The 25212-nt window shown below is 59.1% G+C and carries 26 protein-coding genes; 13 read left to right on the top strand and 13 right to left on the bottom strand.

Annotation, left to right across the window (positions count from 1 at the left end; genetic code table 11):
• Nucleotides 1-14: 14 nt before the first annotated feature.
• Nucleotides 15-572, top strand: coding sequence for an L-threonylcarbamoyladenylate synthase (locus SLW74_RS18800; protein ID WP_410929752.1), 558 nt, complete (start codon nucleotides 15-17; stop codon nucleotides 570-572).
• A gap of 28 nt (nucleotides 573-600) precedes the next feature.
• On the opposite strand, the gene SLW74_RS18805 is transcribed toward SLW74_RS18800, so the two are convergent.
• A complete protein-coding gene (locus tag SLW74_RS18805; RefSeq protein WP_410929753.1) occupies nucleotides 601-1578 on the bottom strand; it encodes an NADPH:quinone reductase in 978 nt (325 codons plus the stop codon).
• 225 nt (nucleotides 1579-1803) lie between these two features.
• Here SLW74_RS18805 and hemF point away from each other — a divergent pair, with 225 nt between their 5' ends.
• Together hemF and aroE are read left to right on the top strand one after the other, a co-directional pair.
• Nucleotides 1804-2724, top strand: a complete 921-nt coding sequence (hemF, locus tag SLW74_RS18810; protein WP_410929754.1) for an oxygen-dependent coproporphyrinogen oxidase — start codon at nucleotides 1804-1806, stop codon at nucleotides 2722-2724.
• Nucleotides 2724-3554 carry a shikimate dehydrogenase gene (aroE, locus tag SLW74_RS18815; protein WP_410929755.1) on the top strand — a complete coding sequence of 277 codons (831 nt, stop codon included), beginning with the start codon at nucleotides 2724-2726 and terminating at the stop codon, nucleotides 3552-3554. The genes hemF and aroE overlap by 1 nt, the downstream gene beginning before the upstream one ends.
• Nucleotides 3555-3806: 252 nt before the next feature.
• Here aroE and choX read toward each other — a convergent pair whose 3' ends face one another.
• Nucleotides 3807-4733 (bottom strand): choline ABC transporter substrate-binding protein, encoded by a 927-nt coding sequence (gene choX, locus SLW74_RS18820; protein ID WP_192130579.1) that lies wholly within the window; start codon nucleotides 4731-4733, stop codon nucleotides 3807-3809.
• 38 nt (nucleotides 4734-4771) lie between these two features.
• On the bottom strand, nucleotides 4772-6277 hold the full coding sequence (gene betC, locus SLW74_RS18825; RefSeq protein WP_192130578.1) for a choline-sulfatase: 1506 nt from the start codon (nucleotides 6275-6277) through the stop codon (nucleotides 4772-4774).
• 114 nt (nucleotides 6278-6391) lie between these two features.
• On the opposite strand from betC, the gene SLW74_RS18830 reads away from it, so the two are divergent.
• Nucleotides 6392-7342, top strand: a complete 951-nt coding sequence (locus SLW74_RS18830) for a choline sulfate utilization transcriptional regulator (RefSeq protein ID WP_065988006.1) — start codon at nucleotides 6392-6394, stop codon at nucleotides 7340-7342.
• Between the two features lie 1526 nt (nucleotides 7343-8868).
• On the opposite strand, the gene SLW74_RS18835 is transcribed toward SLW74_RS18830, so the two are convergent.
• From SLW74_RS18835 to trpB, 3 genes are all read right to left on the bottom strand, one after another.
• Nucleotides 8869-9396: an anti-virulence regulator CigR family protein gene (locus SLW74_RS18835; protein WP_410929756.1), complete on the bottom strand. Its 528-nt coding sequence runs from the start codon at nucleotides 9394-9396 to the stop codon at nucleotides 8869-8871.
• A gap of 75 nt (nucleotides 9397-9471) precedes the next feature.
• Nucleotides 9472-10332, bottom strand: a complete 861-nt coding sequence (gene trpA, locus SLW74_RS18840) for a tryptophan synthase subunit alpha (protein ID WP_410929757.1) — start codon at nucleotides 10330-10332, stop codon at nucleotides 9472-9474.
• Nucleotides 10332-11564 carry a tryptophan synthase subunit beta gene (trpB, locus tag SLW74_RS18845; protein WP_192130575.1) on the bottom strand — a complete coding sequence of 411 codons (1233 nt, stop codon included), beginning with the start codon at nucleotides 11562-11564 and terminating at the stop codon, nucleotides 10332-10334. The genes trpA and trpB overlap by 1 nt, the downstream gene beginning before the upstream one ends.
• Before the next feature lie 120 nt (nucleotides 11565-11684).
• On the opposite strand from trpB, the gene SLW74_RS18850 reads away from it, so the two are divergent.
• The gene (locus tag SLW74_RS18850) at nucleotides 11685-12584 is read left to right on the top strand and encodes a LysR family transcriptional regulator (protein WP_065988000.1); all 900 of its coding nucleotides are present in this window, start codon (nucleotides 11685-11687) and stop codon (nucleotides 12582-12584) included.
• Here the strand turns inward: SLW74_RS18850 and SLW74_RS18855 are convergent, their stop codons facing one another.
• A complete protein-coding gene (locus tag SLW74_RS18855; RefSeq protein WP_037017008.1) occupies nucleotides 12585-12908 on the bottom strand; it encodes a YqjD family protein in 324 nt (107 codons plus the stop codon). It lies immediately after the preceding gene.
• A 182-nt stretch (nucleotides 12909-13090) separates the two neighbouring features.
• Between SLW74_RS18855 and SLW74_RS18860 the strand changes: the two genes are divergently transcribed.
• Together SLW74_RS18860 and SLW74_RS18865 are read left to right on the top strand one after the other, a co-directional pair.
• On the top strand, nucleotides 13091-13306 hold the full coding sequence (locus SLW74_RS18860) for a dodecin (RefSeq protein WP_065987998.1): 216 nt from the start codon (nucleotides 13091-13093) through the stop codon (nucleotides 13304-13306).
• A gap of 159 nt (nucleotides 13307-13465) precedes the next feature.
• Complete coding sequence (locus SLW74_RS18865) at nucleotides 13466-13690, top strand: DUF1161 domain-containing protein (RefSeq protein WP_122623653.1); 225 nt, start codon at nucleotides 13466-13468, stop codon at nucleotides 13688-13690.
• Nucleotides 13691-13770: 80 nt separating this feature from the next.
• Here SLW74_RS18865 and SLW74_RS18870 read toward each other — a convergent pair whose 3' ends face one another.
• Nucleotides 13771-14772, bottom strand: coding sequence for an LLM class flavin-dependent oxidoreductase (locus SLW74_RS18870; protein WP_410929758.1), 1002 nt, complete (start codon nucleotides 14770-14772; stop codon nucleotides 13771-13773).
• A 287-nt stretch (nucleotides 14773-15059) separates the two neighbouring features.
• On the opposite strand from SLW74_RS18870, the gene SLW74_RS18875 reads away from it, so the two are divergent.
• A complete protein-coding gene (locus SLW74_RS18875; RefSeq protein ID WP_037017022.1) occupies nucleotides 15060-15491 on the top strand; it encodes an OsmC family protein in 432 nt (143 codons plus the stop codon).
• 133 nt (nucleotides 15492-15624) lie between these two features.
• Nucleotides 15625-15858 carry a DUF1161 domain-containing protein gene (locus tag SLW74_RS18880; RefSeq protein ID WP_065987990.1) on the top strand — a complete coding sequence of 78 codons (234 nt, stop codon included), beginning with the start codon at nucleotides 15625-15627 and terminating at the stop codon, nucleotides 15856-15858.
• A gap of 111 nt (nucleotides 15859-15969) precedes the next feature.
• On the opposite strand, the gene SLW74_RS18885 is transcribed toward SLW74_RS18880, so the two are convergent.
• Nucleotides 15970-16386 (bottom strand): hypothetical protein, encoded by a 417-nt coding sequence (locus tag SLW74_RS18885; RefSeq protein WP_410929791.1) that lies wholly within the window; start codon nucleotides 16384-16386, stop codon nucleotides 15970-15972.
• 108 nt (nucleotides 16387-16494) lie between these two features.
• Here SLW74_RS18885 and SLW74_RS18890 point away from each other — a divergent pair, with 108 nt between their 5' ends.
• Nucleotides 16495-17559 (top strand): aminopeptidase, encoded by a 1065-nt coding sequence (locus tag SLW74_RS18890; RefSeq protein WP_410929759.1) that lies wholly within the window; start codon nucleotides 16495-16497, stop codon nucleotides 17557-17559.
• Between the two features lie 32 nt (nucleotides 17560-17591).
• Here the strand turns inward: SLW74_RS18890 and SLW74_RS18895 are convergent, their stop codons facing one another.
• Both SLW74_RS18895 and SLW74_RS18900 read right to left on the bottom strand, forming a co-directional pair.
• Complete coding sequence (locus SLW74_RS18895; protein WP_410929760.1) at nucleotides 17592-18242, bottom strand: HAD family hydrolase; 651 nt, start codon at nucleotides 18240-18242, stop codon at nucleotides 17592-17594.
• Nucleotides 18243-18250: 8 nt separating this feature from the next.
• The gene (locus SLW74_RS18900) at nucleotides 18251-18799 is read right to left on the bottom strand and encodes a gamma carbonic anhydrase family protein (RefSeq protein ID WP_410929761.1); all 549 of its coding nucleotides are present in this window, start codon (nucleotides 18797-18799) and stop codon (nucleotides 18251-18253) included.
• Nucleotides 18800-18889: 90 nt separating this feature from the next.
• On the opposite strand from SLW74_RS18900, the gene prlC reads away from it, so the two are divergent.
• Complete coding sequence (prlC, locus tag SLW74_RS18905) at nucleotides 18890-20941, top strand: oligopeptidase A (RefSeq protein WP_410929762.1); 2052 nt, start codon at nucleotides 18890-18892, stop codon at nucleotides 20939-20941.
• Entirely contained in the window at nucleotides 20938-21225 is a 288-nt protein-coding gene (locus SLW74_RS18910; protein WP_410929763.1) for a YheV family putative zinc ribbon protein, read from the top strand. The genes prlC and SLW74_RS18910 overlap by 4 nt, the downstream gene beginning before the upstream one ends.
• A gap of 62 nt (nucleotides 21226-21287) precedes the next feature.
• Here the strand turns inward: SLW74_RS18910 and SLW74_RS18915 are convergent, their stop codons facing one another.
• Together SLW74_RS18915 and SLW74_RS18920 are read right to left on the bottom strand one after the other, a co-directional pair.
• A complete protein-coding gene (locus SLW74_RS18915) occupies nucleotides 21288-22928 on the bottom strand; it encodes a hypothetical protein (RefSeq protein WP_410929764.1) in 1641 nt (546 codons plus the stop codon).
• Nucleotides 22929-23115: 187 nt separating this feature from the next.
• Complete coding sequence (locus tag SLW74_RS18920) at nucleotides 23116-23769, bottom strand: dual specificity protein phosphatase family protein (RefSeq protein WP_410929765.1); 654 nt, start codon at nucleotides 23767-23769, stop codon at nucleotides 23116-23118.
• Between the two features lie 194 nt (nucleotides 23770-23963).
• On the opposite strand from SLW74_RS18920, the gene SLW74_RS18925 reads away from it, so the two are divergent.
• A complete protein-coding gene (locus SLW74_RS18925) occupies nucleotides 23964-25022 on the top strand; it encodes a PA0069 family radical SAM protein (RefSeq protein WP_296307467.1) in 1059 nt (352 codons plus the stop codon).
• The last annotated feature ends 190 nt before the right edge of the window (nucleotides 25023-25212 follow it).

Here is a 25212-nt window from a genome sequence, read left to right on the forward strand (position 1 = left end):
TGGGAGAAAGGACGATGGTCAGCATTTGGCGAGTGCAGCAAGCCGCACGAGAAGTTCGGGCCGGGGCGGTGATTGCCTATCCAACCGAAGCGGTGTGGGGGTTGGGCTGTGACCCTTGGGATGCGGAGGCGGTGTATCGCCTGCTGGCAATCAAGGCGCGGCCGGTTGATAAGGGCTTGATCCTGATCGCAGACAACATCCGTCAGTTTGATTTCCTCTTCGAGGATTTCCCTGAGCTGTGGATCGATCGCATGGCCAGCACCTGGCCGGGACCGAATACGTGGCTGGTTCCCCATCAAGGCCTGTTGCCGGACTGGATCACCGGAAAGCACGACACCGTCGCCCTTCGCGTCAGCGATCACCCCATCGTCCGGGAGCTGTGCGCGTTGACCGGCCCGCTGGTGTCGACTTCCGCGAACCCCACCGGCCGCCCTGCCGCCCGCTCCCGGCTGCGGGTCGAGCAGTATTTCCACGAGCAGTTGGACTTGGTTCTGGGGGGAAGTCTCGGCGGGCGCCGCAATCCGAGTGTGATACGGGATCTGGTCACGGCTGAGGTGGTAAGGGCGGGGTAATGCCCTTCCACCGTCTGGCCGGGTGTGATCAAGGCACCAGAATGATCGACCCCACCGTTCTGCGACCGGAGAGTTCGGTGTGGGCCTTCGCGGCATCCTTGAGGGCAAACTTCTGGATGTCGTCGACCTTCACCTTGCCGGTGGCGACCATTTCGAACACTTCATCCGCCATTGCCTGCAAGGCTTCCGGGGTGTTCGCGTAGGAGCCCAATGTCGGGCGCGTGACGTAGAGCGAGCCTTTCTGAGCGAGAACCCCCAGGTTCACGCCGGTCACTGCGCCTGACGCGTTGCCGAAGCTGACCAGCAGGCCGCGCAATTCCAGGCAATTCAAAGAGGTTTCCCACGTGTCTTTGCCCACGCCGTCATAGACCACCGGGACCTTCTTGCCATCGGTCAACTTCAGTACACGCTGGACGACGTCTTCCTTGCTGTAATCGATCACTTCCCAGGCGCCGTGAGCCTTGGCGTGCGCGGCCTTTTCTGCCGAGCTGACCGTGCCGATGAGCTTGACGCCCAAGGCGTTGGCCCACTGGCAGGCGATCGATCCCACGCCGCCGGCAGCGGCGTGAAACAGGATGGTTTCTTCAGGACGGATTTCGTAGGTCTGGCGAAACAGGTACTGCACGGTCAGGCCCTTGAGCATGACGGCGGCGCCCTGCTCGAAGCTGATGCCATCAGGCAATTTGGCAATGTTCGCGGCCGGCGTCAGGTGGACGTCCCCGTATGCACCCAACGGACCTGTGCCGTACACCACCCGGTCGCCAACTTTGACGTGGGTGACTTCACTGCCGACCGCTTCAACCAGACCCGCGCCTTCGTTGCCCAACCCCGACGGGAACGAAGGTGCCGGGTACAGGCCGCTGCGAAAGTAGGTCTCGATGAAGTTAACGCCAATCGCCCTGTTACGCACGAGCACGTCTTTCGGACCCGGTGCCGGGGGTTCGAAGTCCACGTACTCAAGCACTTCGGGACCGCCATAAGCCTTGAACTGGATACGTTTTGCCATTTGCTTTCTCCGTCATGGATCGGACTTGCAGGGGATGACTGTCGATGCGAAAGGGCTCTATCGGACTCCTTCGTCGTCGCTTCGTCAACTGCGGCATCCGCCAAGCCGGTGATATGCTACGGGCCGAATTTCGCCGACGGGATTTGCTCAGCGAGGCGTGCCATTAACGCCAAGGCCGATCCAATCCCGCTCCCGACGCACGTTTCAGTTTATGCAGGTACCGCCATGTCCTTTCGCACCGATGCCGTCAAAGCCTACTTGCTCGATCTTCAAGACCGCATTTGCGCCGCCCTGGAAACCGAAGATGGCAGCGCCCGTTTCGTCGAAGACGCCTGGGAACGGCCTGCGGGCGGGGGCGGAAGAACCCGGGTGATCGAGAACGGCCACATCCTCGAAAAAGGCGGCGTTAACTTTTCCCATGTCTTCGGCGCCGGCCTCCCACCGTCGGCCAGCGCACATCGACCGGAACTGGCAGGGCGTGGTTTCGAAGCCCTCGGCGTGTCGCTGGTGATGCACCCGCACAACCCTCACGTGCCAACTGCCCACGCCAATGTGCGGTTCTTCATCGCGGAGAAAGAAGGCGAAGAACCGGTGTGGTGGTTCGGAGGCGGCTTTGACCTCACGCCTTACTACGGTGTCGAGGAAGACTGCGTTCATTGGCACCGCGTCGCCGAACAGGCCTGCGCGCCATTCGGGGCTGACGTCTATCCCCGCTACAAGGCGTGGTGCGATCGCTACTTCCATATCAAGCACCGCAATGAGCCGCGCGGCGTCGGCGGACTGTTTTTCGACGACCTGAACGAGTGGGATTTCGACACCAGCTTCGCGTTTATCCGCGCCATCGGAGATGCGTTCGTCGAGGCGTATCTGCCCATCGTTCAGCGCCGCAAGGACACGCCGTACACGCCGCAGCAGCGTGAGTTTCAGGAGTTCCGCCGTGGGCGTTACGTGGAATTCAATCTGGTGTACGACCGCGGCACCTTGTTTGGGCTGCAATCGGGTGGCCGCACTGAATCGATCCTCATGTCGCTGCCGCCGCAAGTGCGCTGGGGCTATGACTGGAAAGCCGAGCCGGGCAGTGAGGAAGCACGCCTGACGGAATATTTTCTGCAGGATCGCGACTGGCTGGCTGAGGCGGCCCAGTGATGACTGACGAGTACGTTGTCTTTGGCAATCCCATCGGCCACAGCAAATCCCCGCTGATCCATCGCCTGTTCGCCGAGCAGACCGGTCAGGCGCTCGACTACCAGACCTCACTCGCGCCGCTGGACGGCTTCACCGCCTTCGCCAGGGCGTTTTTCGAGACAGGCCGTGGCGCCAACGTCACCGTGCCCTTCAAGGAAGAAGCGTACCGGATGGCCGATCAGTTGACCGAGCGCGGCCGTCGTGCCGGCGCGGTCAATACCCTCGCCGTTCAAGCGGATGGCAGCCTGCTCGGCGACAACACGGACGGAGCAGGCCTGGTTCGGGACCTGAAGGTCAGTCATGGCGTCACGCTCAAGGACAAACGCATTCTCGTGCTAGGGGCTGGCGGTGCAGTGCGTGGCGCACTTGAGCCCTTGCTGGCGGAAGATCCCTACGTGCTGGTGGTCGCCAACCGCACCGTGGAAAAGGCTGAACAGCTGGCTCAGGAATTCGCCGACGTCGGTCCGGTGCTGCCCGCAGGCTACGACTGGCTGGATGAACCGGTGGACATCATCATCAATGCCACGTCGGCCAGCCTTTCGGGGGAAGTACCGCCGATTTCGCCCAGTCTGATTCAGCCGGGCGTGACATTCTGCTACGACATGATGTACGCCAAGGAGCCAACCGCATTCTGCCGCTGGGCCTCTGAACACAGCGCCGGGCAGGCAGTGGATGGGTTGGGGATGTTGGTCGAGCAGGCTGCCGAGGCGTTTTACCTGTGGCGCGGCGTGCGACCGGAATCGGCGCCAGTGCTGGCGGAACTGCGACGGCTGATGGCGCAGAACGGATAACGCACACGCTCCAGGCTGACACTTATTTTGTGGTGGATGCCTGGTCGTCCAGACGCCGCACTGTCACGTTGCAAACGCAATCCCCGTGGGCGTGAGCTTGCTCACGAAGACGCCATTCCAGCCGCTGAAGATCCAGCGAATGTACCGGCTTCTTCGCGAGCAAGCTCGCTCCCACAGTTCATCTATCGGCAGAACATCAGCGGTGTCGTCACGCCTGATAAGAGTGAGCTCACTCTATGCTGGCCGCCAGCGTTACAACTTGGCTTTCACCGCTGGCAGCGCATCTTTGTCGTCAACGGTTTTCACGCCGCTGAGCCATTTGTCCAGCACCGCCGGGTTGGCTTTCAGCCACGCTTTCACCGCTTCGGTGTTGCTGACCTTCTTATCCACCACGGTTTGCATGATCGAGTTTTCCATGTCCTGGGTGAAGACCAGGTTGGAAAGCAGCTTGGCCACGTTCGGGCAGGCGTCGGCGTAACCTTTGCGGGTCACGGTGTAGACGCTGCCGGTATCGCCGAAGTATTTCTCGCCGCCTTTGAGGTAGTGCATGCCTTTGACCTGCACGTTCATCGGGTGCGGCGTCCAGCCGAGGAATACCACGAACTCCCCCTTCTTCACGTTGCGCTGCACTTCGGCCAGCATCGCCTGCTCGCTGGACTCCACCAGCTTCCAGTCCCCCAGTTCGAACTCGTTCTTTTTGATGATTTCCTGAATCGACGCGTTGGCCGGAGCCCCCGAACCGATGCCGTAGATTTTCTTGTGGAATTTGTCGGCGAATTTGTTGAGGTCGGCGAAGTTGTGGACGCCTGCGTCATACACGTAATCAGGGACGGCGAGGGTGAACTCCGTGCCTTCCAGATTTTTCGCGTATTGCGTCACGTCACCCGTGGCGATGAACTTGTCGTAGAAACCCTGCTGCGCCGGCATCCAGTTGCCCAGGAAAACGTCGAGTTGCCCATCCTTCAGGCCGCCATAGGCGATCGGCACCGCGAGGGTGTCGATCTTGGTTTTGTAGCCCATGCCATCGAGCAAAAAGCCTGCAGTGGCGTTGGTCGCGGCGATATCGCTCCAGCCTGGATCGGCCATCCGCACGGTGCTGCAGCTAGCGTCGGCGGCATAGGCCACGACGCTGCTCAAACTCAAGACCCCAACCGCCAGCGTGGTGAACAGCTTATTCATGGTGTGCCCCTTTTTGGTTTTCTAAGTGTTGGCAGGGTTCAAGGTTGCGGATAACGGGCCTTGCGCTCCAGATCGTCCAGATCAATATGGTTGCGCATGTACTGCTGACTGGCGTCGACCAGCGGCTGGTGATCCCAACTCTTCAGCTTGCCGATGGCCAGCGACTCGGCGACGAAACGCCGACGACGCTGGCTGGCGAGCACCTGGTGGTGTATCGCCGGAATGTCCCACTTGGCCTTTGCTTCGGCCAGGAACGCAGCGAACAGGTCGCGATGAGCCTCGGATCGACTCAGCTCTTCCTGCTCCTTCGGATCGTTGCGCACGTCATACAGCAGACAGGGGTCCCGTTCCGAATAAATAAATTTGTACGCGCCGCGACGAATCATCATCAGCGGACTGTTGGTGCCCTCGGCCATGTACTCGCCGAAGACCTCGTCGTGACCACCCTCGCCTTGCAGATGCGGCAGCAGTGAGCGCCCATCGAGCGGCAAGCCAGCGTCCAGCTGACCATCCGCCAACGCAACAAACGTCGGCAACAGGTCGGCGGTGGACACTGCAGCCTGCACGCGGCCGGCCTTGAACTGCCCCGGAGCGTAGACCAGCAGCGGCACCCGCGCCGACATCTCGAACCAGTGCATTTTGTACCAGAGCCCGCGCTCACCCAGCATGTCGCCATGGTCGCCGGAGAACACGATGATGGTGTCGTCGGCCAGGCCGGTTTCCTCCAGGGTTTTCAGCAGTTTGCCGACGTTGTCATCAATGTAGCTGCAGGCACCGAAATAGGCGCGGCGCGCATCACGAATCTTTTGCTCGGGCAGCGGTTTGTCCCACAGGTCATAGACCTTCAGCAGGCGCTGGGAATGGGGGTCCAGTTCGGACTGGGCCAACGGCGCATGGGGCATCGGGATTTCTTCGTCGCTGTACAGATTCCAGTAAGGCTTGGGAATGGTGTACGGATCGTGGGGATGGGTCATCGACACCGTCAGGCAAAACGGCTGATCGCCGTCTTCGCGCACATGGTCGAACAGATACTGCTGAGCCTTGAACACCACTTCTTCGTCGAAATCGAGCTGATTGGTGCGTACGCAAGGTCCCGCTTGCAGCACCGATGACATGTTGTGGTACCAGGTCGGGCGCACGTCCGGTTCGTCCCAGTTCACGGCCCAACCGTAGTCGGCCGGATAGATGTCGCTGGTCAGGCGTTCTTCGTAGCCGTGCAATTGATCAGGCCCGCAGAAATGCATCTTGCCGGACAGTGCGGTGCGATAGCCAAGACGCCGCAGGTAGTGGGCGTAGGTCGGCACATCAGCGGGGAAATCAGCCGCATTGTCATAGGCGCCGATCTTGCTCGGCAACTGACCGCTCACCAGAGTGAAGCGTGACGGTGCGCAGAGCGGGCTGTTGCAGTAGGCGGCGTCGAACACCACGCCTTCAGCAGCGAGGCGACTCAAGTGGGGCATCTTGATGGGAGAAGAGGCGTACATCGGCAACATGGGCGCGGCCATCTGATCGGCCATGATGAAAAGAATGTTCTTGCGCTTCATGTATTCGCGGCATCCCATAGTCATTATTTATGCGAAAGTGCTCCGACCGAGGATGGTGCCCATGCCGTCTGCGGTAAAGCCCATGAGAGGCAATGCCTAGGATAAGTACAGCTTATGTTTGAAGCCCTTGGTGTCATGTCGCTGGATTTACTTCGCGGCTTCGAAGCCGCCGCACGGTTGCGCAGCTTTACCGCTGCGGCCATCGAGCTCGGCACCACTCAGCCGGCCATCAGCCAGCAAATCAAGCGGCTGGAGGAGCAACTGGCGACGCGGCTGTTTGATCGCATCTACCGCGGCATCGAGCTGACGGACGCCGGGCAGATCCTGTTTAATCACGTACAGACCGGGCTGGAGTCGATGGACGCTGGCCTCAGCGCGATCACCGAGCAGCATCAGCACGAGGTGCTGCAAGTGGCGACTGACTTCGCCTTCGCCGCCTATTGGCTGATGCCGCGCCTGCACCGTTTCCACAAGGACAACCCCGACGTCGACGTCAGCCTGGTCACCAGCGAACGCAGTCACAGCATGCTGCGCGCGGATATCGATGTGGCCGTGTTGTTCGGTGACGGGCGATTCAAGCAGGGTGAAAGCCACTGGTTATTCAGCGAGGAGGTGTTCCCGGTGTGCAGTCCGCAATTGCTGAAGGGGCGCGACCTGCCCCTGCCCACTGAGGCGCTGAAAGACTTCGCGCTGCTGCACCTTCGTGGCGAAGGCGGCAACAACTGGTTTGACTGGAGTGGCGTGTTCCGCGCCCTGAATATCCTCCAGGCACCCGCGCCGGGACAGCTGCGATTCGACAACTACACGCTGATGATTCAAGCGGCGATCGGCGGCCAGGGCGTGGCCATCGGCTGGCGACACTTGGTGGATGATTTGCTGGAGCAGGGCTTGTTGTGCCGCCCGATCGAAGCCAGCGCCGTCTCCGGATACGGTTATTACATCGTCCTGCCGCAACGCAAACGCCGCGTGCAGATCGTCCAAAGATTTGTGGATTGGTTAAGAAGTGAGCAGGCGTTGAGCGGGGATTTGCTGAAGGGCAAGGCCCTGCCGTCGATTGCGGTTTAAAGGCGCTATCAGAAACATACCGACACCGGTCTGGTGGCGGATCATTGCGGGGCCGTTGGCCTCCCAGAATTTATTTTCATTCCAGAAGATTCCTACAGACTTGTCGGACTCGGTGAGGTTTACAACTGCAGTCACTTAAGATTATTTCCTACATGCAACTGGGGTATGGCAATCGGGATCACTGCATCCACTTTTGTCAAAGCTAATTGTCATGTAGGAGTTCACCATGCTAATCCGGCTTACGAAGATGCTGATAAATGCAAGGGTGAACTTGATAGCGACTTGGCGATGGCTTGGCGAGCGCTTGAACAGAAGGCTTATTATTGTCTGTCTTAACGTACGCAGGGCAGTTTTGATTGCTTATTTTCTGCTTTTCTTTTTCAGATACTACAGCTTTGGCTGGTTAATATGACTGTCACATATTTAATGGGTTGGACTGAATAATGCCTGCGCAACTGAATAAAAATGATATTGATAGGCTGAATATATTGCTTAAACACGAATCCCCTGAACTTATGTATGGGGCACTTCAATCCTATGGCTATAAATATGCAGCACTTGCTGGAGGTATTATTGACCCCCATTCGCCATCGGGCTCGGCGGCGGCTAGCTTTCTACGGCTAACTGCGTAGCGCGACGGCGCCCGATTTACGGAAAATTCGATTCGCTTTGTCTATGACAGAATGGCTCAAGCTTACTTGGATGTGCTCAACGCACAGTACAAAAGTCAAGGCGTAGTCAATAGAGATATAAATCATCAAGAGGCATGGGAGATCCACAACAAGGTTTTAGCGTACCTCGGCTATTCCGCGGATGCTTGGACGCTGAATTCAGTTTTCATGGTCATGGCAAATGATGAAGTAAGGGAGCGGTATTGGACTGAAATTCTTGAATCCGCTGGTAACCCGGTCACAGAAGCTTTAATTATGATGAAAACAGAGACCTTTATGGCAACTGCTTCTGTCATCGGCAATGAGCATATGAAGGCTGTTGCTAACGGATGGCGATCGCGAGTGGATGCGGCATCAACAATTGCAGCTGTTGGAAGCGGTGCGACCGGTATGATCGCCGATCGAATCGGAAATCTTTTTAACGATATTACCAATAGCATTTTGGGGCCCGTGCCAGCGGGTACGATTATACCGACATGGACACCCGCACCCGCAGCAACTCCACTGCCAGTGCCAAATGCCGCTACTACGCCCCCGCCTCCGATACCCGCGCCGCCGCGAGTACCAGTCAATCCTGTACGCAAACCTCGCAGGAGGCCACGCCTTCCCCCGCCGACGACCCATAGGGGTCATCCCGGAAGTGGATATGAACAAACAGGTGGAGGGGGGGCGTGGGCCAGTTTTCTGGCTAGAGTGATATGACTAACTACTGATCCTTATTTAGAGTGCGCTTGCCTGCTAAATGCATGGGGCATTGCGATTTGCACTGCTGACACAACGCATTCGCGGGCAAGCGCGCTCCTACAGATTTTGCGTCCATCTCACGTGCATGGACGGACGCGATTCGGAGGAGCCTTAATTCAGCACGCCATCCAGGATTTCATAAACAATTCCGCTGCCGATTGCGATCAGCACAACGTCCGGGCCCAGGCGGCGCCATTCGTAGCCATCGTATTGCGGCAGGTATTGCAGCGAGCGTTGGTCCAGTCGACGGCCATAACCGCGTGGCAGCGGGTGGCCTTTGACGATGTGGACGCCGGGAGGCAGTGGCTGACCGCGACCGATGACTTCCCGGTGCTCGGTGATGGTCCGGCGCACGTCGCCGAAGTCGGCAGGAGGACGCCCGCCACGCTGGTTGTTGCCACGGTTATCGGCGCGCGGTTCGTTGCGATGGTCGTTGCCGTTGCCGTTGCCGTTGTTATTGCCGTTGCCGCGATCGCCCTGCGGACCGCCCTGCGGACCATTGGGTTGGCCGTGGTCCTGATGCTGGCCCGGGCGGTTGTCATCGCCGCCACGTTGATCCGGTGGTGCAGCCTGAACCAGCGCGCTGGCGCTGAGCATCAACACACCCAACCCGGCGATCAAACGATTCGAGACTTTCATGTAGCGCGCTCCTGAGCAAATTCGGGCAGCAAAAAGGGGTTCAGGACGTGGTCCTGAACCCCTTCGCTGTACGGCTTAGTGTGCTGCCAGAGAACGAGATTCCTCTGTATCAGAAACTTTACCTTCGGCTACGCGGGCTTTACGCACGCCTTCCGATAACTGCGCGCACAAACCCAGCACGCCGCTGACTGCTTGTTCTGGCGAAGACGCATTGGCGATCTGGTCGATCAATGCCGAGCCGACAACAACACCGTCGGCCACGCGCGCAATGGCCGCTGCCTGATCAGCCGTGCGAATCCCGAAGCCGACACTGATGGGTAGATCGGTATGGCGGCGAAGGCGCTGCACGGCGTCTTTAACGTGATCGATCGTCGCCGAACCTGCACCCGTTACGCCCGCTACCGACACGTAGTAGACGAAGCCTGAGCTGCCGTTGAGCACGGTAGGCAAACGAACGTCGTCGGTGGTCGGAGTGGTCAGACGGATGAAGTTCAAGCCGGCGTCCTGCGCAGGATCGCACAGCTCGGCGTTGTGCTCTGGCGGCAGATCCACCACGATCAATCCGTCAACGCCCGAGGTATGGGCTTCGGAGATGAAGCGCTCAATCCCGTAATTATGAATCGGGTTGTAGTAACCCATCAGTACCAGTGGCGTCGTGCTGTCCTCTTCGCGAAACTCACGCACCATCTGCAGCGTTTTTGCGAGATTTTGCTTGGCGTTGAGTGCGCGAATATTGGCCAGCTGAATCGCCGGGCCGTCGGCCATCGGGTCAGTGAATGGCATGCCCAGTTCGATCACATCTGCACCTGCCTTCGGCAATCCCTTGAGAATAGCCAGCGAGGTGTCATAGCCCGGATCGCCTGCGGTGACGAAGGTCACCAAGGCTGCGCGATTTTGTTCTTTCAGTTCGGCAAAACGTGTTTGCAGGCGGCTCATCAGTGTTTCTCCTGCTGGGACAAATCAAGGTGGTGCATCACGGTTTGCATGTCTTTGTCACCACGACCGGACAGGTTGACCACCATCAGGTGATCCTTTGGCAGCGATGGTGCGCGTTTGAAGACTTCAGCCAGGGCGTGAGCGGTTTCCAGCGCCGGGATGATGCCCTCGAGGCGGCAGCATCGGTGGAAGGCAGCCAGCGCTTCGTCGTCAGTGACGGAGGTGTATTCGACCCGGCCAACGTCGTGCAACCAGGCGTGCTCAGGACCAATGCCTGGGTAATCGAGGCCGGCTGAAATCGAGTGGGCGTCGGTGATCTGGCCATCGTCGTCCTGCAGCAGGAAAGTGCGGTTGCCATGCAGTACGCCCGGAACGCCGCCGTTCAGGCTGGCGGCGTGCTTGCCGGTTTCGATGCCGTGGCCGGCCGCCTCCACGCCGATGATGCGTACACTCTTGTCATCCAGAAACGGGTAAAACAGGCCCATGGCATTGGAGCCACCGCCAACGCACGCCACCAGACTGTCCGGCAGGCGACCTTCATGCTCCTGCATCTGTACACGTGTTTCCTTGCCGATGACGGCCTGGAAATCGCGGACCATGGCCGGGTAAGGATGCGGGCCGGCGACGGTGCCGATCAGGTAGAAGGTGCTGTCGACATTGGTGACCCAGTCACGCAGCGCCTCGTTCATGGCGTCTTTCAGCGTGCCGGTGCCGGAGACTACCGGAATGATCGTGGCACCCAGCAGCTTCATGCGAAATACGTTGGCCTGCTGACGTTCGATGTCAGTGGTGCCCATGTAGATGACGCATTCCAGCCCGAAGCGCGCGGCGACCGTCGCCGTTGCAACGCCGTGCATGCCGGCGCCGGTCTCGGCAATGATGCGTTTTTTGCCCATGCGCCGCGCCAGCAGAATCTGGCCGATGCAATTGTTGATCTTATGCGCGCCGGTATGGTTGAGCTCTTCGCGCTTCAAGTAAATCTTCGCGCCGCCACAGTATTCGGTCAGGCGTTCGGCAAAATACAGCGGGTTGGGACGGCCCACGTAGTCGCGCTGGAAGTAGGCAATATCGTTGAGAAATGATGGATCAGTCTTCGCGATTTCATACTCGCGGCTCAGATCAAGAATCAGCGGCATCAGCGTTTCAGCGACATAACGGCCGCCGAACCCGCCAAACATACCGCGGTCGTCCGGGCCGCTGCTGTAGGCATTTTGTGTCTGGGTCTGGGTCATGTGGACCTCCGGGGATGCGAATTGGATGAGCCGTCAGGCAGTGATCACACTCTAACCAGCGCCAGCGACGATGAAAACCGATAAGATCGGCGCAACCTGTCAGGAAAACTCACCTATCCCATGAGCCGAGATCTTCCGCCCCTCAACGCCCTGCGTGCGTTTGAAGCCACCGCCCGGCTGAACAGCGTCAGCCAGGCGGCCGAGCAATTGCACGTAACCCATGGTGCCGTGAGTCGTCAGCTGAAAGTGCTGGAAGAGCACTTGGGCGTTGGCCTGTTCATCAAGGAAGGTCGTGGCCTGAAACTCACAGATGCAGGGATCCGTCTGCGCGACGCGAGCGCTGAAGCGTTCGACCGTCTGCGCACCGTCTGTGCCGAGCTTAGCCAGGGCAGCGCGGATGCGCCGTTCGTACTGGGTTGTTCAGGAAGCTTGCTGGCGCGCTGGTTCATCCCACGGCTGGGGCGCCTGAATGCCGACCTCCCCGACCTGCGCCTGCATTTGTCCGCGGGAGAAGGAGACCTCGACCCACGGCGCCCGGGGCTGGACGCGCTGCTGATATTCGCTGAGCCGCCGTGGCCTGCGGACATGCAGGTCTTCGAGCTTGCCAGCGAGCGCATCGGGCCGGTGATGAGTCCACGATTCGCACGGTTCGACGAGCTACGGCACGCACCGGTCCACGCGCTGTTGGGTGAGCCCTTGCTACAGACCACATCGCGGCTGCAAGCCTGGCCGACATGGGCGACGCAAAACGGCATCGAGCCCGACGCGCTGAGCTACGGACAGGATTTCGAGCATTTGTATTATTTACTGGAGGCGGCCGTCGCGGGCCTGGGGGTTGCGATCGCACCAGAGCCATTGGTGGCTGAGGACTTGAAGGCCGGACGCCTGGCTGCGCCATGGGGGTTCAGTGAAACCCCGGCGCAGCTGGCGTTATGGGTACCAAAGCGCGCCGCTGATGGGCGCGCTCAGCACCTGGCTCGATGGCTCAAACAGGAACTCGAGCGATCGGGGCGGACTTGATCAGCCGCGCTTGCACAGCAGGTAGGCTGCCAGCAGGCCGATTGCGCCGACGGCGACGCCTGCGGTGGTCCAAGGGTGCTCTTGGGCGTAATCACGAGTCGCAACGCTGGTTTCGCGAGTTTTGACTTTGACGTCTTCGTAGACATCGCTCAACAGGCTGCGCGAATGGCTCAGCGCGCTTTCAGCGTTGGCCTTCAGGTTTTTCAGGGTCTTGCGCGACTCGTCGGAAGCGTCGGACTTCAAGCCTTCCAGCGACTTGAGCAGACTCTCGATCTCGGCTTCCATGCTTTGCAACGACGCTTTACGGGATGACGTGAATGCCATGATTTGACTCTCCTGCTGTGATGAGTGGCGTGTGTTGTTTCCGACTACAGGGTTTCGAGAAAGTGCAGTGCGTGATGTGAAGTACCGTTTCTTCTGAACTTTTAGGGCGCATTTCGGCACAGAGGTAGTGAACACAATCACTGCGGCGCTGCCACCGCGCAACACCCTTCAGGAGAACTGCCATGTCTGATCATCACACTTACAAAATGCTGGAACTGGTTGGGTCATCGACTGTGAGCACCGACGACGCGATTCAGAACGCAATTGCCCAGGCGGCCAAATCCGTGAAACTCATGGAATGGTTCGAAGTGCTGGAAACCCGCGGTCACATTGAAGATGGCAAAGTGGGCCACTTCCAGGTCACCATCAAGGTCGGCTTCCGCATCGACAACAGCTGAGTCGCTGAACTTTTGCAGTGGCCGAGTGCCACAACCTTCGCTATACATACCGCGCAGTCGTGACTTTTCCAAGGTGACGACGCAGGTTCATGTAGTCAGGCCGCTCGATTGGAGCGGCCTTGTTGATCCTAAAATTGCGCCTGACGAGGGGATGTACCGATGAAAAAAGTTCTGTTGGCCATAGGCTTGTTGAGCATCGCGGGCACTACCATGGCCGCTGGCAAATCGTGCGATGACGTGAAAGCCGATATCGACGCGAAGATCAAAGCCAAAGGCGTTTCTTCCTACACGCTGGAAGCTGTTGAAAAAGGCAGCTCGGCGGACGGCAAAGTCGTCGGCACCTGCGAAGGCGGCAGCATGGAAATCGTTTACAAGCGCGGCTGATACCGGCCCGCTGACATAAAAAAACCGACGCATCTGGCGTCGGTTTTTTTTGGCAGACCGTTTTAGCGCGTGGCCCTGTATCAGCCCCTCGCTGCTTGCGCCAGGATCTCGTAAGAGCGAAGGCGATCGGCATGTTCGTACATGTCGCAGGTGAATATGAGCTCGTCCGCGTCGGTCTGTTCAAGCAGCACGTCCAGCTTCGCGCGAATCTTCTCCGGGCCGCCGACGACCGCCAGCCCCAGGAAATCCATCACTGCGTCGCGTTCATGGGGCAGCCACAGGCCATTCATGCTCTCGACGGGCGGCTTCTGCATCAAGCTCTGCCCACGCATCAGGCTCAGAATTCGTTGATACACCGACGTCACCAAATACTCGGCTTGCTCGTCGGTTTCTGCGGCGGCCAGCGGCACGCCGAGCATCACGTAGGGCTTGTCGAGCACCTGGGAAGGTTTGAAGTGACTGCGGTAGACGCGAATCGCTTCGTGCATGAAACGCGGCGCGAAGTGCGACGCGAATGCATACGGTAGCCCTCGCTCACCGGCCAGTTGAGCGCTGAACAGGCTCGAACCCAGCAACCAGATCGGCACGTTGGTGTTGGTCCCCGGCACAGCGAGAACCCGCTGATGAGGCTGACGCGGTCCGAGGTAGTTGACCAGTTCAGTCACGTCATCCGGGAAATCATCGGAACTGCCGGAGCGCTCGCGACGCAGGGCGCGGGCGGTCATCTGATCGGAACCTGGCGCGCGGCCGAGGCCCAGATCGATACGCCCCGGGAACAAGCTTTCCAGCGTGCCGAACTGCTCGGCGACCACCAGCGGCGCGTGGTTGGGCAGCATGATCCCGCCCGACCCAACCCGGATGGTCGATGTCCCACCGGCCAGGTAGGCCAGCAGAACAGAAGTCGCCGAACTGGCGATGCCATCCATGTTGTGGTGCTCGGCCACCCAGAAACGGTTGTAGCCCCATTTCTCGACGTGTTGCGCCAGATCCAGCGCGTTACGCAGCGATTCAGCCGGGCCTTTGTCTTCGCGGACGGGCACCAGATCGAGCGTCGAAATCTTCACATCAGCTAATCGTTTCATAGGCCGTTGTTGATCCTCTTGAGGCTTGAATCGGCGCATCCGTCGGGGGACATCACGCGAGCAAACCGGCATTAAGACTAAATATTTGCGTTAAGCCATAGGATAAGGGCGGATTTCAGAGTTGCAATGGGCAATGCGAAATTTCCTACTAATTTGGTCGGATTTTAACGGTGCGACCGTCCGCAAAAAAGCACGTGCGGCACAAGCGTTGAACTAAGTCCCGCCTACACTCCTCAGAACTTTGGTCCGCGTGCGAGCGAAATCGCACTTTTTCATGAGGAGACACCATGAGCATCGTCAAGAAAGCATCCGCCCACTGGGAAGGTGACCTGAAGTCGGGTATCGGCAGCATCTCTACTGAAACCGGCGTCCTGCGCGAAGCGCCGTACGGCTTCAAGGCCCGTTTTGAAGGCGGCAAGGGCACCAATCCGGAAGAACTGATCGGCGCAGCCCACGCTGGCTGCTTCTCGATGGCCCTGTCGATGATCCTCGGCAATGCCAACCTGAAAGCTGACAGCATCGACACCACTGCTGACGTCACCCTGGATCAAGTCGATGGCGGTTTCGCAATCACCGCAGTGCACCTGACACTGAAAGCCAAGATCCCTGGCGCGACTCAGGAGCAGTTCGAAAAGCTGACCAACGATGCGAAGGAAGGCTGCCCGGTTTCGAAAGTGCTGAACGCCAAAATCACGCTCGATGCCACGCTCGTGAGCTGAGTTGCTTCACCGCTGTACTCGATGGCCCGCAATTGCGGGCCATCTTCGTTATGGACGCGCGCCAGAACCGGCGTGCGCCCCCACGGTCACATGCAAGGCCGATGCGTATCGCACGGTGTCGAAGGAGTCGATCATGAAACGTATCGCCGCAATACTGATTCTCGGTGCGCTGACCACCAGTGCCTTCGCTGCGCCCAAGCCCTGCGATGAGCTCAAGGACGAAATCGAGGCCAAAATCCAGGCTCAGAATGTCAGCTCTTACACGCTGGAAGTGGTGACCAATGAAGAGGTCCATGACCAGAACATGGTCGTCGGCACCTGCGAAAACGGCACGAAAAAGATCATCTATCAGAACAACGATCGGTAGCTCGGGCGTTGAGCGAAGTGTTTCGTGAGCCTTGAATGAGCGAGTCCCTGTGCGCGTTGCCGTCGCGATCACGGGTCACGGAATGCAGCAGCGTCGTGGGACACAGAAGCCTTATGGAATACAGAAGATGTCCCCCTCCTCCGCGAGCACGTTGCGTTTCTCGTCCCGCAACTGTGCGTCGATGCTGTTGGTGATATTGCGCACATCCAGACGGTAGCGGTGGCCGGCCTCGAAGCGGTCGTAGTTGATTGTCACGTAGCAGGTTCGCTCGTTGTAGATGTCCATCGACAAGCCCATCGCGCCGGGCGCGTAGTCGTAGTCGTAACGCACTTCGAGCTTGTGTCGGCCGGGCGTCACCTGAAAGAAGCGACCGTCGTAGGTGCGCACGCCGTCCAGTTTGTCGGCCATCAGGGTTTTGCCGGTGAAGGTGTGCAGGTCGACCCACGCCTGTTGGGGATCGACCGCAGGCAGCGGTCCCGCGCATCCAGCCAGAAGACTCAGGGCAACGAGGGACAGAGGCAAGCGCATGATGAACTCCGCAGCAGGGCAAATGGCGATGATGGTTGCGTCAGCGGCGGGCTGTCCGGCATAACGCTGGTGTTTGGACTTCATGAATATCGACGTTAAGGCTGCTGCATGATTCGATCGAAAACGGCCTGGCTGCAATATGGTCTCCCGGTGCTGGCGACTTTACTCCTCGGGGGCTGCTCCAGTCTTTCCTATTACTCACAACTGGCCAGCGGCCAAATGGCCCTGTTGCGGGCGCGTGAACCGGTTGCGGACGTCATCGCTGACCCCAATCGCGACCCTAAGCTGCGGGATCATCTGCGCACATCTCAGCAGGCCCGTGCGTTTGCGACCGAGCATCTGCACCTGCCGGATAACCGCAGCTATCGCCTTTACGCCGACATCCATCGCGCGTATGTCGTCTGGAACGTCTTCGCGACCGGCGAATTTTCCCTTGATCCTGTCACCCATTGCTTCCCCATCGCCGGGTGCGTGGCCTATCGCGGCTATTACACCCAGGGCGCGGCGCGCGGGGATGCCGCCGTGCAGAAACTTGAGGGCAAAGACGTGTATGTCAGCGGCGTTGAGGCATATTCGACGCTCGGCTGGTTCGATGACCCGATCATCAGCTCAATGATGAACTGGGGCGATGAGCGATTGGCCACGCTGATCTTCCACGAGTTGGCGCATCAGCGGTTTTACGTGAAGGACGACAGCGAGTTCAATGAGTCCTACGCCAGTTTTGTGGAGCAGGAAGGCACACGCCAGTGGCGCGCGGCGCGTGGACTGCCTGCGGAAGGTGGGTCTTCGGAAGCGCGGCGACGGGATCAGCTCACCCAACTGGCCCTTGATACTCGGGATCGGCTGAAGGCGCTGTACGCCGAGCCGCTGAGTCCGCAGGTGATGCGCGAACGCAAGGCCGCTGAGTTCGAGCGTCTGCGCAGGGAGTATCGGCAGTTGCGCGACAGCCAGTGGGGCGGCGACAAGCGCTTCGACGGCTGGGTGTACGCACCGATGAACAACGCACGGCTTTTGCCCATCGGTTTGTACGATCAGTGGGTGCCGGCGTTCGAGGCGTTGTTCAGGCAGGTCAACGGCGATTGGCCCGCGTTCTATTCAGCGGTGGAAAAGCTGGGCAAATTGCCTATGGAGGAACGCAAGGTGGCGCTGCAGCGGCTGGCCCAAAAAGCCTGAGCGGCATGATCGTTCCTACAGATTGAGTGGCCTCAGGTATCGAGAAACGCCTGATGCAGCGCGCTGACAGACTCAAAGTGATACGTCGGCGCCTCGGCTTCCAGCTCGTCACGACTGCCAAACCCGTACCCCACCGCTGCCACGTCCAAGCCGTTGCGCTTGCCGCCAATCAAATCGTGTTTGCGGTCCCCGATCATCAGCGTCTGTTTTGGGTCGAGCTGCTCTTCGTCCAGCAAGTGCCGGATCAGCTCGACCTTGTCAGTGCGGGTGCCGTCCAGCTCGCTGCCGTAGATCACCTTGAAATGGCGCGCGAAGTCGAAATGCCGGGCGATTTCATGGGCGAATACCCAAGGCTTGGATGTCGCGATGTACAGCGTGCGGCCCTGATCCGAGAGCATGTCGAGCAGTTCGAAGATGCCGTCGAACACCAGGTTCTCGTACAGGCCCGTCACCTTGAAACGCTCGCGGTAAAAGCCCACCGCGTCCCAGGCCTTCGCTTCGTCGAAATCGTAGGCGCGCATGAATTGCTGCAACAGCGGCGGGCCGATGAAATGCTCGAGCCGGGTGATGTCGGGTTCGTCGATACCCAGCTTGCTCAAGGCAAACTGGATGGACCGGGTGATGCCTTCGCGCGGATCGGTCAGGGTGCCGTCCAGATCGAACAGAATATTCTGGTAATGCATGGGTGCTCTCAGCAGGGTTTGTCGAAGCCTTCGGCCAGGTGCTGGTCTTTCAACTTCACGTAATTGGTCGCGCTGTAGGGGAAGAAAGCGATCTCTTTCTCGGTCAGCGGGCGCATCTGCTTCACCGGACGCCCGACGTAGAGAAACCCGCTCTCCAGGCGTTTGCCGGGCGGCACCAGACTGCCCGCGCCGATGATCACCTCGTCCTCCACCACCGCACCGTCCATGATCGTGGTGCCCATGCCGATCAGAATGCGATTGCCGACGGCGCATCCGTGCAGCATGACCTTGTGGCCGATGGTGACTTCATCGCCGATCAACAGCGGGAAACCGTCGGGGTTGAACGGCCCGGCATGGGTGATGTGCAGCACACTGCCGTCCTGCACGCTGGTGCGCGCGCCGATGCGGATGCGGTGCATGTCGCCGCGGATGACCGTCAGCGGCCAGACCGAACTGTCGGCGCCGATTTCGACATCGCCGATCACAACCGCCGAATGGTCGACAAACGCCCGCTCGCCAAGGGCCGGGGCGTGGTTCTGGAACGTGCGAATGGCCACGATAGGCTCCTTCTCTGGCGCCGATAGCTGCGGTCGGCGCCGATTCTAATTAAGATGCGTGGGTGTTTCTTTTAGCCAAGGTGCCAAACCGTGAGCGCGAACAACCCTCTGTTGCAATCCTACGACCTGCCACCTTTCTCGGCGATTCGTGCCGAGCATGTAAAACCTGCCATCGAACAGATTCTCGCCGACAATCGCGCCGCGATTGCCGACATCCTCACCAAGCAAGGTTCGCAGCCTACATGGGCTGGCCTGGTGCTGGCGATGGACGAACTCAACGATCGCCTGGGCGCCGCCTGGAGCCCGGTCAGTCACCTTAACGCCGTGTGCAACAGCGCGGAACTGCGCGAAGCCTATGAGTCTTGTCTGCCGGCCCTGAGCGCCTATTCGACAGAAATGGGCCAGAACCGCGAGCTGTTCCAGGCCTTCGAAGCCTTGGCCAACAGCCCGGAAGCGGCGAATTTCGACGTCGCCCAGAAGACCATTCTCGAGCAATCGCTGCGCGACTTCCGCCTGTCGGGCATTGATCTGCCGCCAGAGCAGCAAAAACGCTACGCCGAGGTGCAGAGCAAGCTGTCCGAGCTGGGCAGCCAGTTCTCCAACCAATTGCTCGACGCGACTCAAGCCTGGAGCAAGCACGTCACTGATGACGCCGCCCTCGCCGGCCTGACCGATTCGGCCAAAGCCCAAATGGCCGCCGCTGCCCAGGCGAAAGACCTGGAAGGCTACCTGATCACCCTCGAGTTCCCGAGCTACTACGCCGTCATGACGTACGCCGAAGACCGCGCGCTGCGCGAAGAAGTCTACGCGGCGTATTGCACCCGCGCGTCTGACCAGGGGCCGAACGCAGGCAAAAACGACAACGGTCCGATCATGGAGCAGATTCTCGATCTGCGTCAGGAACTGGCCAAACTGCTGGGTTTCGCCAGCTTCTCCGAGCTGAGTCTGGCCACCAAGATGGCTGAGTCGAGCGATCACGTTCTTAGCTTCCTCCGTGATCTGGCCAAGCGCAGCAAGCCGTTTGCCGTTCAGGATTTGCAGCAGTTGAAAGCCTATGCCGCCGAGCAAGGCTGCCCGGACCTGCAAAGCTGGGACAGCGGTTTCTATGGCGAGAAACTGCGTGAACAGCGCTACAGCGTTTCCCAAGAAGCCCTGCGCGCCTATTTCCCGGTCGACAAAGTGCTGACCGGCCTGTTCGCGATCGTACAAAAACTGTACGGCATTGAAATCGCCGAGCAGAAGGGCTTCGACACCTGGCACCCGGACGTTCGCCTGTTCGAAATCAAGGAAAACGGCCAGCACGTCGGCCGCTTCTTCTTTGATCTCTACGCCCGCGCCAACAAGCGTGGCGGCGCATGGATGGACGGCGCCCGCGATCGTCGTCGCACCGCTGAAGGCACACTGCAAAGCCCGGTGGCCAATCTGGTCTGTAACTTCACCCCGGCAGTCAGCGGCAAGCCTGCGCTGCTTACCCACGATGAAGTCACCACCCTGTTCCACGAATTTGGCCACGGCCTGCATCACCTGCTGACCCGCGTCGAGGATGCGGGCGCGTCGGGCATCAATGGCGTGGCGTGGGATGCGGTCGAACTGCCGAGCCAGTTCATGGAAAACTGGTGCTGGGAGCCGGACGGCCTGGCGCTGATCTCCGGTCATTACGAAACCGGTGAACCGCTGCCTCAAGACCTGCTGGAAAAAATGCTCGCGGCGAAGAATTTTCAGTCCGGGCTGATGATGGTTCGCCAACTGGAATTCTCACTGTTCGACTTCGAGCTGCACGCTACCCACGGCGACGGCCGCACCACGCTGCAAGTGCTCGAAGCCGTGCGTGACGAGGTGTCGGTCATGCGTCCGCCCGCGTACAACCGCTTCCCGAACAGCTTCGCACACATCTTTGCGGGCGGTTACGCGGCGGGCTACTACAGCTACAAGTGGGCCGAAGTGCTATCTGCCGATGCGTTCTCCAAGTTCGAGGAAGAAGGCGTATTCAACGAGCAGACCGGCCGGGCTTTCCGTGAGGCCATTCTGGCGCGGGGCGGGTCCCAGGCGCCGATGGTGCTGTTCGTCGACTTCCGCGGACGCGAGCCTTCGATTGACGCACTCTTGCGCCATTCGGGCTTGAGTGAGGAAGCGGCAGCATGACCGAGACACCGCAGGTGGTTACCAAGAAACGCTTCATCGCCGGGGCTGTCTGCCCGGCGTGCAGCGAGCCTGACAAGTTGATGATGTGGAACGAAGACGACGTGCCGCACCGTCAATGCGTGCACTGCGGTTATTCCGACACTCTTAATGCCCAGGGGCAATCGATCCCGACAGAACTTGGCACGCGGGTGAACAAGCCTGTGGTGAAGCCGGCCGATCCCAAGGTGCAGGGCGTGCAGTTCTTCCCGAATCCGAAGCTGAAGAAGCCGGTTGATCCGAGTTGACGTGATCTCTGATAAAGAAAGGGATACCTGTAATGGGTATCCCTTTTTTTTGCGTTTGCGGATTACCGGGCGCCGTTGATATAGGCGAAGGAGATTTTGCCACCGACGGCCTTGGTGTAATTCGTGACTTTAATATCGGCGTTTGAATAGCTGCTGTTGAACCCCGGGATGACTACAGGAAGAGTAATGTCGCGCAGGACCTCCACCGTCGTGCGACCCTCGTTGAAATTACCCTCGGGATGGCCCGTGAGCGTGAAAGACGTACCCGCTTTGGCTTTGATGATGCGCGCCGACTTGATTTCGTCGTTGGAGCAGCCAAAGCTGTTGCTCTTCATCTTCATGGTGTAGCTCGAACTGAAAGGAATCACGCAGTCCAGATTCTGACTGGCGTTAGTGCCCTCGTAGAACGCCACGGATGCGTCCGAAAAGTCGGTGGGGGTCCGGCCAATGACAATGCGTGAAGTCTTGCCATCAAGCCCGTTGTTGCGGTTATAAACTGCCTGAAAGTTGCTGTTGCTCGCGTCGGACTCGAAGCTCGGGATGACCACACGCTCGCCAATTCCGATGTTGCGCTTCACGTCGATGGTGATGTGGTCGTCCTGGGTATTGCCACTGCCACTGTCGAACAACTGAATGCGGGTTCCACTGGCAACACCCGACAAGGACATCGACCTTGCCTCATCATTCTCACAACCATGAACCTTGCGATTAACCACCCCGGGGCGAACGGGAATCACGCAGACAATGTCCTGGGACCGACTGGCATTTGGACCTTCATGCAGAAAGATGCCGCCGTTGTTGAGCGCAGCGGTATAACGCTCCGCCTCACCGCTCTTGTAATTGTTGATACCAACGTAGTTGGGGACAACACCACAGTTATCCTGGCGGCGCTTGAGGTAGGTCAGATTGTTGTCGTAGCTGGCCGAATCGAAGACGGTCGATGTGCCCGGGTGAAACTGGTTCATGAGGAACAACCGTTTCCACTGCTTGCCCGTCGAGGTGGCAACCTTTGCGGTGTTGAGGGGTAAACCGCCCCATCGCGTTGGACATGCCCAGTCATGAGTACTTTCGATGCTGCTGGCGATGTTCCCCAAGGTGTCCCAATGGTTCTGCAGCATCCAGTCCTGATCAAACATGACCGTGATCTTTTTGCCCTGAACCCAGTAGTCGCCTGCGACCTCGCGTTTGTCCGTGAACAGGAGCAAGCGGTTATTGCGTGCCGCCATCTGGTTGATCGTCGGCCAACGGTCCGCCGCGAAGTTTGCAGGGTCGAATGAAACACTCGCCAGTCCCGGCAACGTATTGAACACCTCCTGCAAATGCTCCCGCTTAACGTACGTTTCAAGGAACAGCGTCACCACCTCCCCTGGATTCCTCTGGAGAAAAGGCAGGAACTCTTTTTTTAAATGGGCAGATAACGGTCCATAGCAGGCAATTTGCTGATGGCACACTTTGATACGTTCTTCGGGGCGAGGGTTTGAACCTTCCACATAGAGATCAAGCATGAAACCCCGGACACCATCATTGAGCTGGGCCGGCATCTCCTTCAAGTTCTGGTTGATCTTTTCATAGGAATTGTGGGTGGTGACCCAGCTGTATTCATTGAATGGTTTGTTTCGTGAGTCGAGCGTCGTCGCGTATGCGTCAAGTGTGCCGATGCTCAAGAGCGTCGCCAGCGCGCACGTCGAGTAATTGAATATCATTGTCGAAATCCTTTTCGATAGGGTGTTTCCGGTAAGCGTTGATTGCCTCCATGCCGTGATTGGCACCTGCTGAGTAGTAGTTGTGTTTTGCGTCAGTGCAAACTTTGCGCTGTTCAGGTGTATTGCAAGATGCAAAGGCGTTGAGAGCAATCAGGCACCGTTGATTGCCAACGGAGGGGGCATACCCTTAGTTGATCATGCCCACTTTGTGAGACAACCCTTTGATGGCACAAAGGGCAAATACGCTCGTGCTGCACGCACCGCTGTCCATCGCTGACTTCAACGCCGCCACGTCGACAGTGTTGATGTAGGCAATTCCCCGCTTGAGGCTGTCTTGGTCGCCGTAGCCGCCGTGTTGCATCTCATCGATGGCTGCCTGCTTGCTCCAGCCCTGAGCAACGATGCGGTACATCGCTGCCACCAGACCGGTCCGGTCCAGGCCATGCTTGCAGTGAATCAGTACCGGCCCTTTTTGCTGCGCGGCCTGGATAGCCCTCAGGCTTTCAATCACATCGGCATCGTCGATGTGCACCACCTGCAGCGGAATCTGCACCTGCTCGACGGACGTGTCGGACAGCCATTTACTGTCACTTTCCTTGAGGAAGTTGATCACTGTGTGCACGCCAAGCTGCTGCAGAAGCGGCTGTACTGCAGCGTCCGGCTGGCGACTGCGATAAAGCGTTGGCGTGATCTGGTAGAGGTTGTAGTGCGCATCCACGAGTTGCGCCCACTGCGCCGGGCGTGATGATTGCGCCGGTGAAGCATCGTCGGCTCGAGCGAGGGAGGCAGATGATACCGCCAGTAGCAGGGCGAGTTGAACAGCAAGCGGGCGAAGGCGCATGGAAGACGTACCGTGGAAACCAGCCATTTATCGATGGGGCAAGTTTTCGCTGCCTTGGGTCAAGGCGCTGTGAGGCGCGTGTCAAAAGTTGATGAAAGCCGTTGATCGGTGCCGGGGTTTTTTTCAGGGTCTGAGCGTGAGGGAAATAGGTATTTCGCGATACTGTATGCATAACCAGTTATCAAGGAGCCGTCATGTCCATTCAGTTGCCCCCACGCGGGCGCGGCACCGCGACCAACCCGCATAACCGCTTCGCGCCCAACCGATCCGTGGTCGAAGACGACGGCTGGTATCAGGAAGTGCCGCTGACCCAGGGCACCACCGTTACGCTGGAAACCGCCAAGAGCATCATCGCGCGCAACTCATCGCCCGACATCCCTTTCGACCGCTCGATCAATCCGTATCGGGGATGTGAACACGGTTGTATTTACTGCTACGCCCGGCCGAGCCACGCCTACTGGGACATGTCGCCGGGGCTGGACTTCGAAACCAGACTGATCGCCAAAACCAATGCGGCTGCCCTGCTGGAGCAGCAGCTGTCCAAGCCAGGCTATAGCGTCGCACCGATCACCCTGGGCGCGAATACCGATCCGTATCAGCCCATCGAGCGCGAATACACATTGAGCCGGGCGACGCTGGAAGTGCTGCTGCGCTATCGCCATCCGGTGACGATCATCACCAAGGGCTCGCTGATTCTGCGGGATCTGGACCTGCTGGCCGAGCTGGCGAAGCTGCGGCTGGTATCAGTGTTCATCAGCCTCACGACGCTGGACGATGAGCTCAAGCGCATCCTTGAACCCCGTGCTGCGGCGCCCAGGGCCAGGCTGCGGGCGATTCGGGTCTTGCGCGACGCCGGTATTCCGGTGGGCGTCTTGCTGGCGCCGATGATCCCGATGATCAATGACATGGAGCTGGAGAAGTTGATGGCCGAGGCCAAGGCCGCCGGTGCATTGAGTGCGAGCTACGTAATGCTGCGTCTGCCGCTGGAGGTCGCCCCGCTGTTCGAAGAGTGGCTGCAGGCGCATTATCCGCAGAGGGCCGAACATGTGATGAGCCTGGTTCGACAAAGCCGCGGCGGTGAGGTGTACGACAGCCGCTTTGGCTCGCGAATGCGCGGTGAGGGGGTGTTCGCCGAACTGCTGGCGCAGCGTTACAGCCTGGCCATCAAGAAGTACGGCTTGAACCGGCGGGAAAGTTTTCAGCTGGACTGCAGCGCGTTTTGCCCGCCCGGTGGTCAGATGTCGCTGTTGTGACTCGGGTGGCGTCCTAACTGGGTTTCAACACGACAGGCGCTTGCGGTTTAGATTTTCTAACGCAAGACCCGCGATCTAGAGCCACGCATTCAGTTTCAATTAAGTTTGCGTCGTTAAGGTGAGTCGGAAGTGACCGATTGGTCTTGTAGGAAACGAGTCGTACGAAGGCCAGAAAAGAGTGGGTCATCCA

Source organism: Pseudomonas sp. W5-36 (assembly GCF_046540455.1).
GTDB classification, from domain to species: domain Bacteria; phylum Pseudomonadota; class Gammaproteobacteria; order Pseudomonadales; family Pseudomonadaceae; genus Aquipseudomonas; species Aquipseudomonas graminis_B.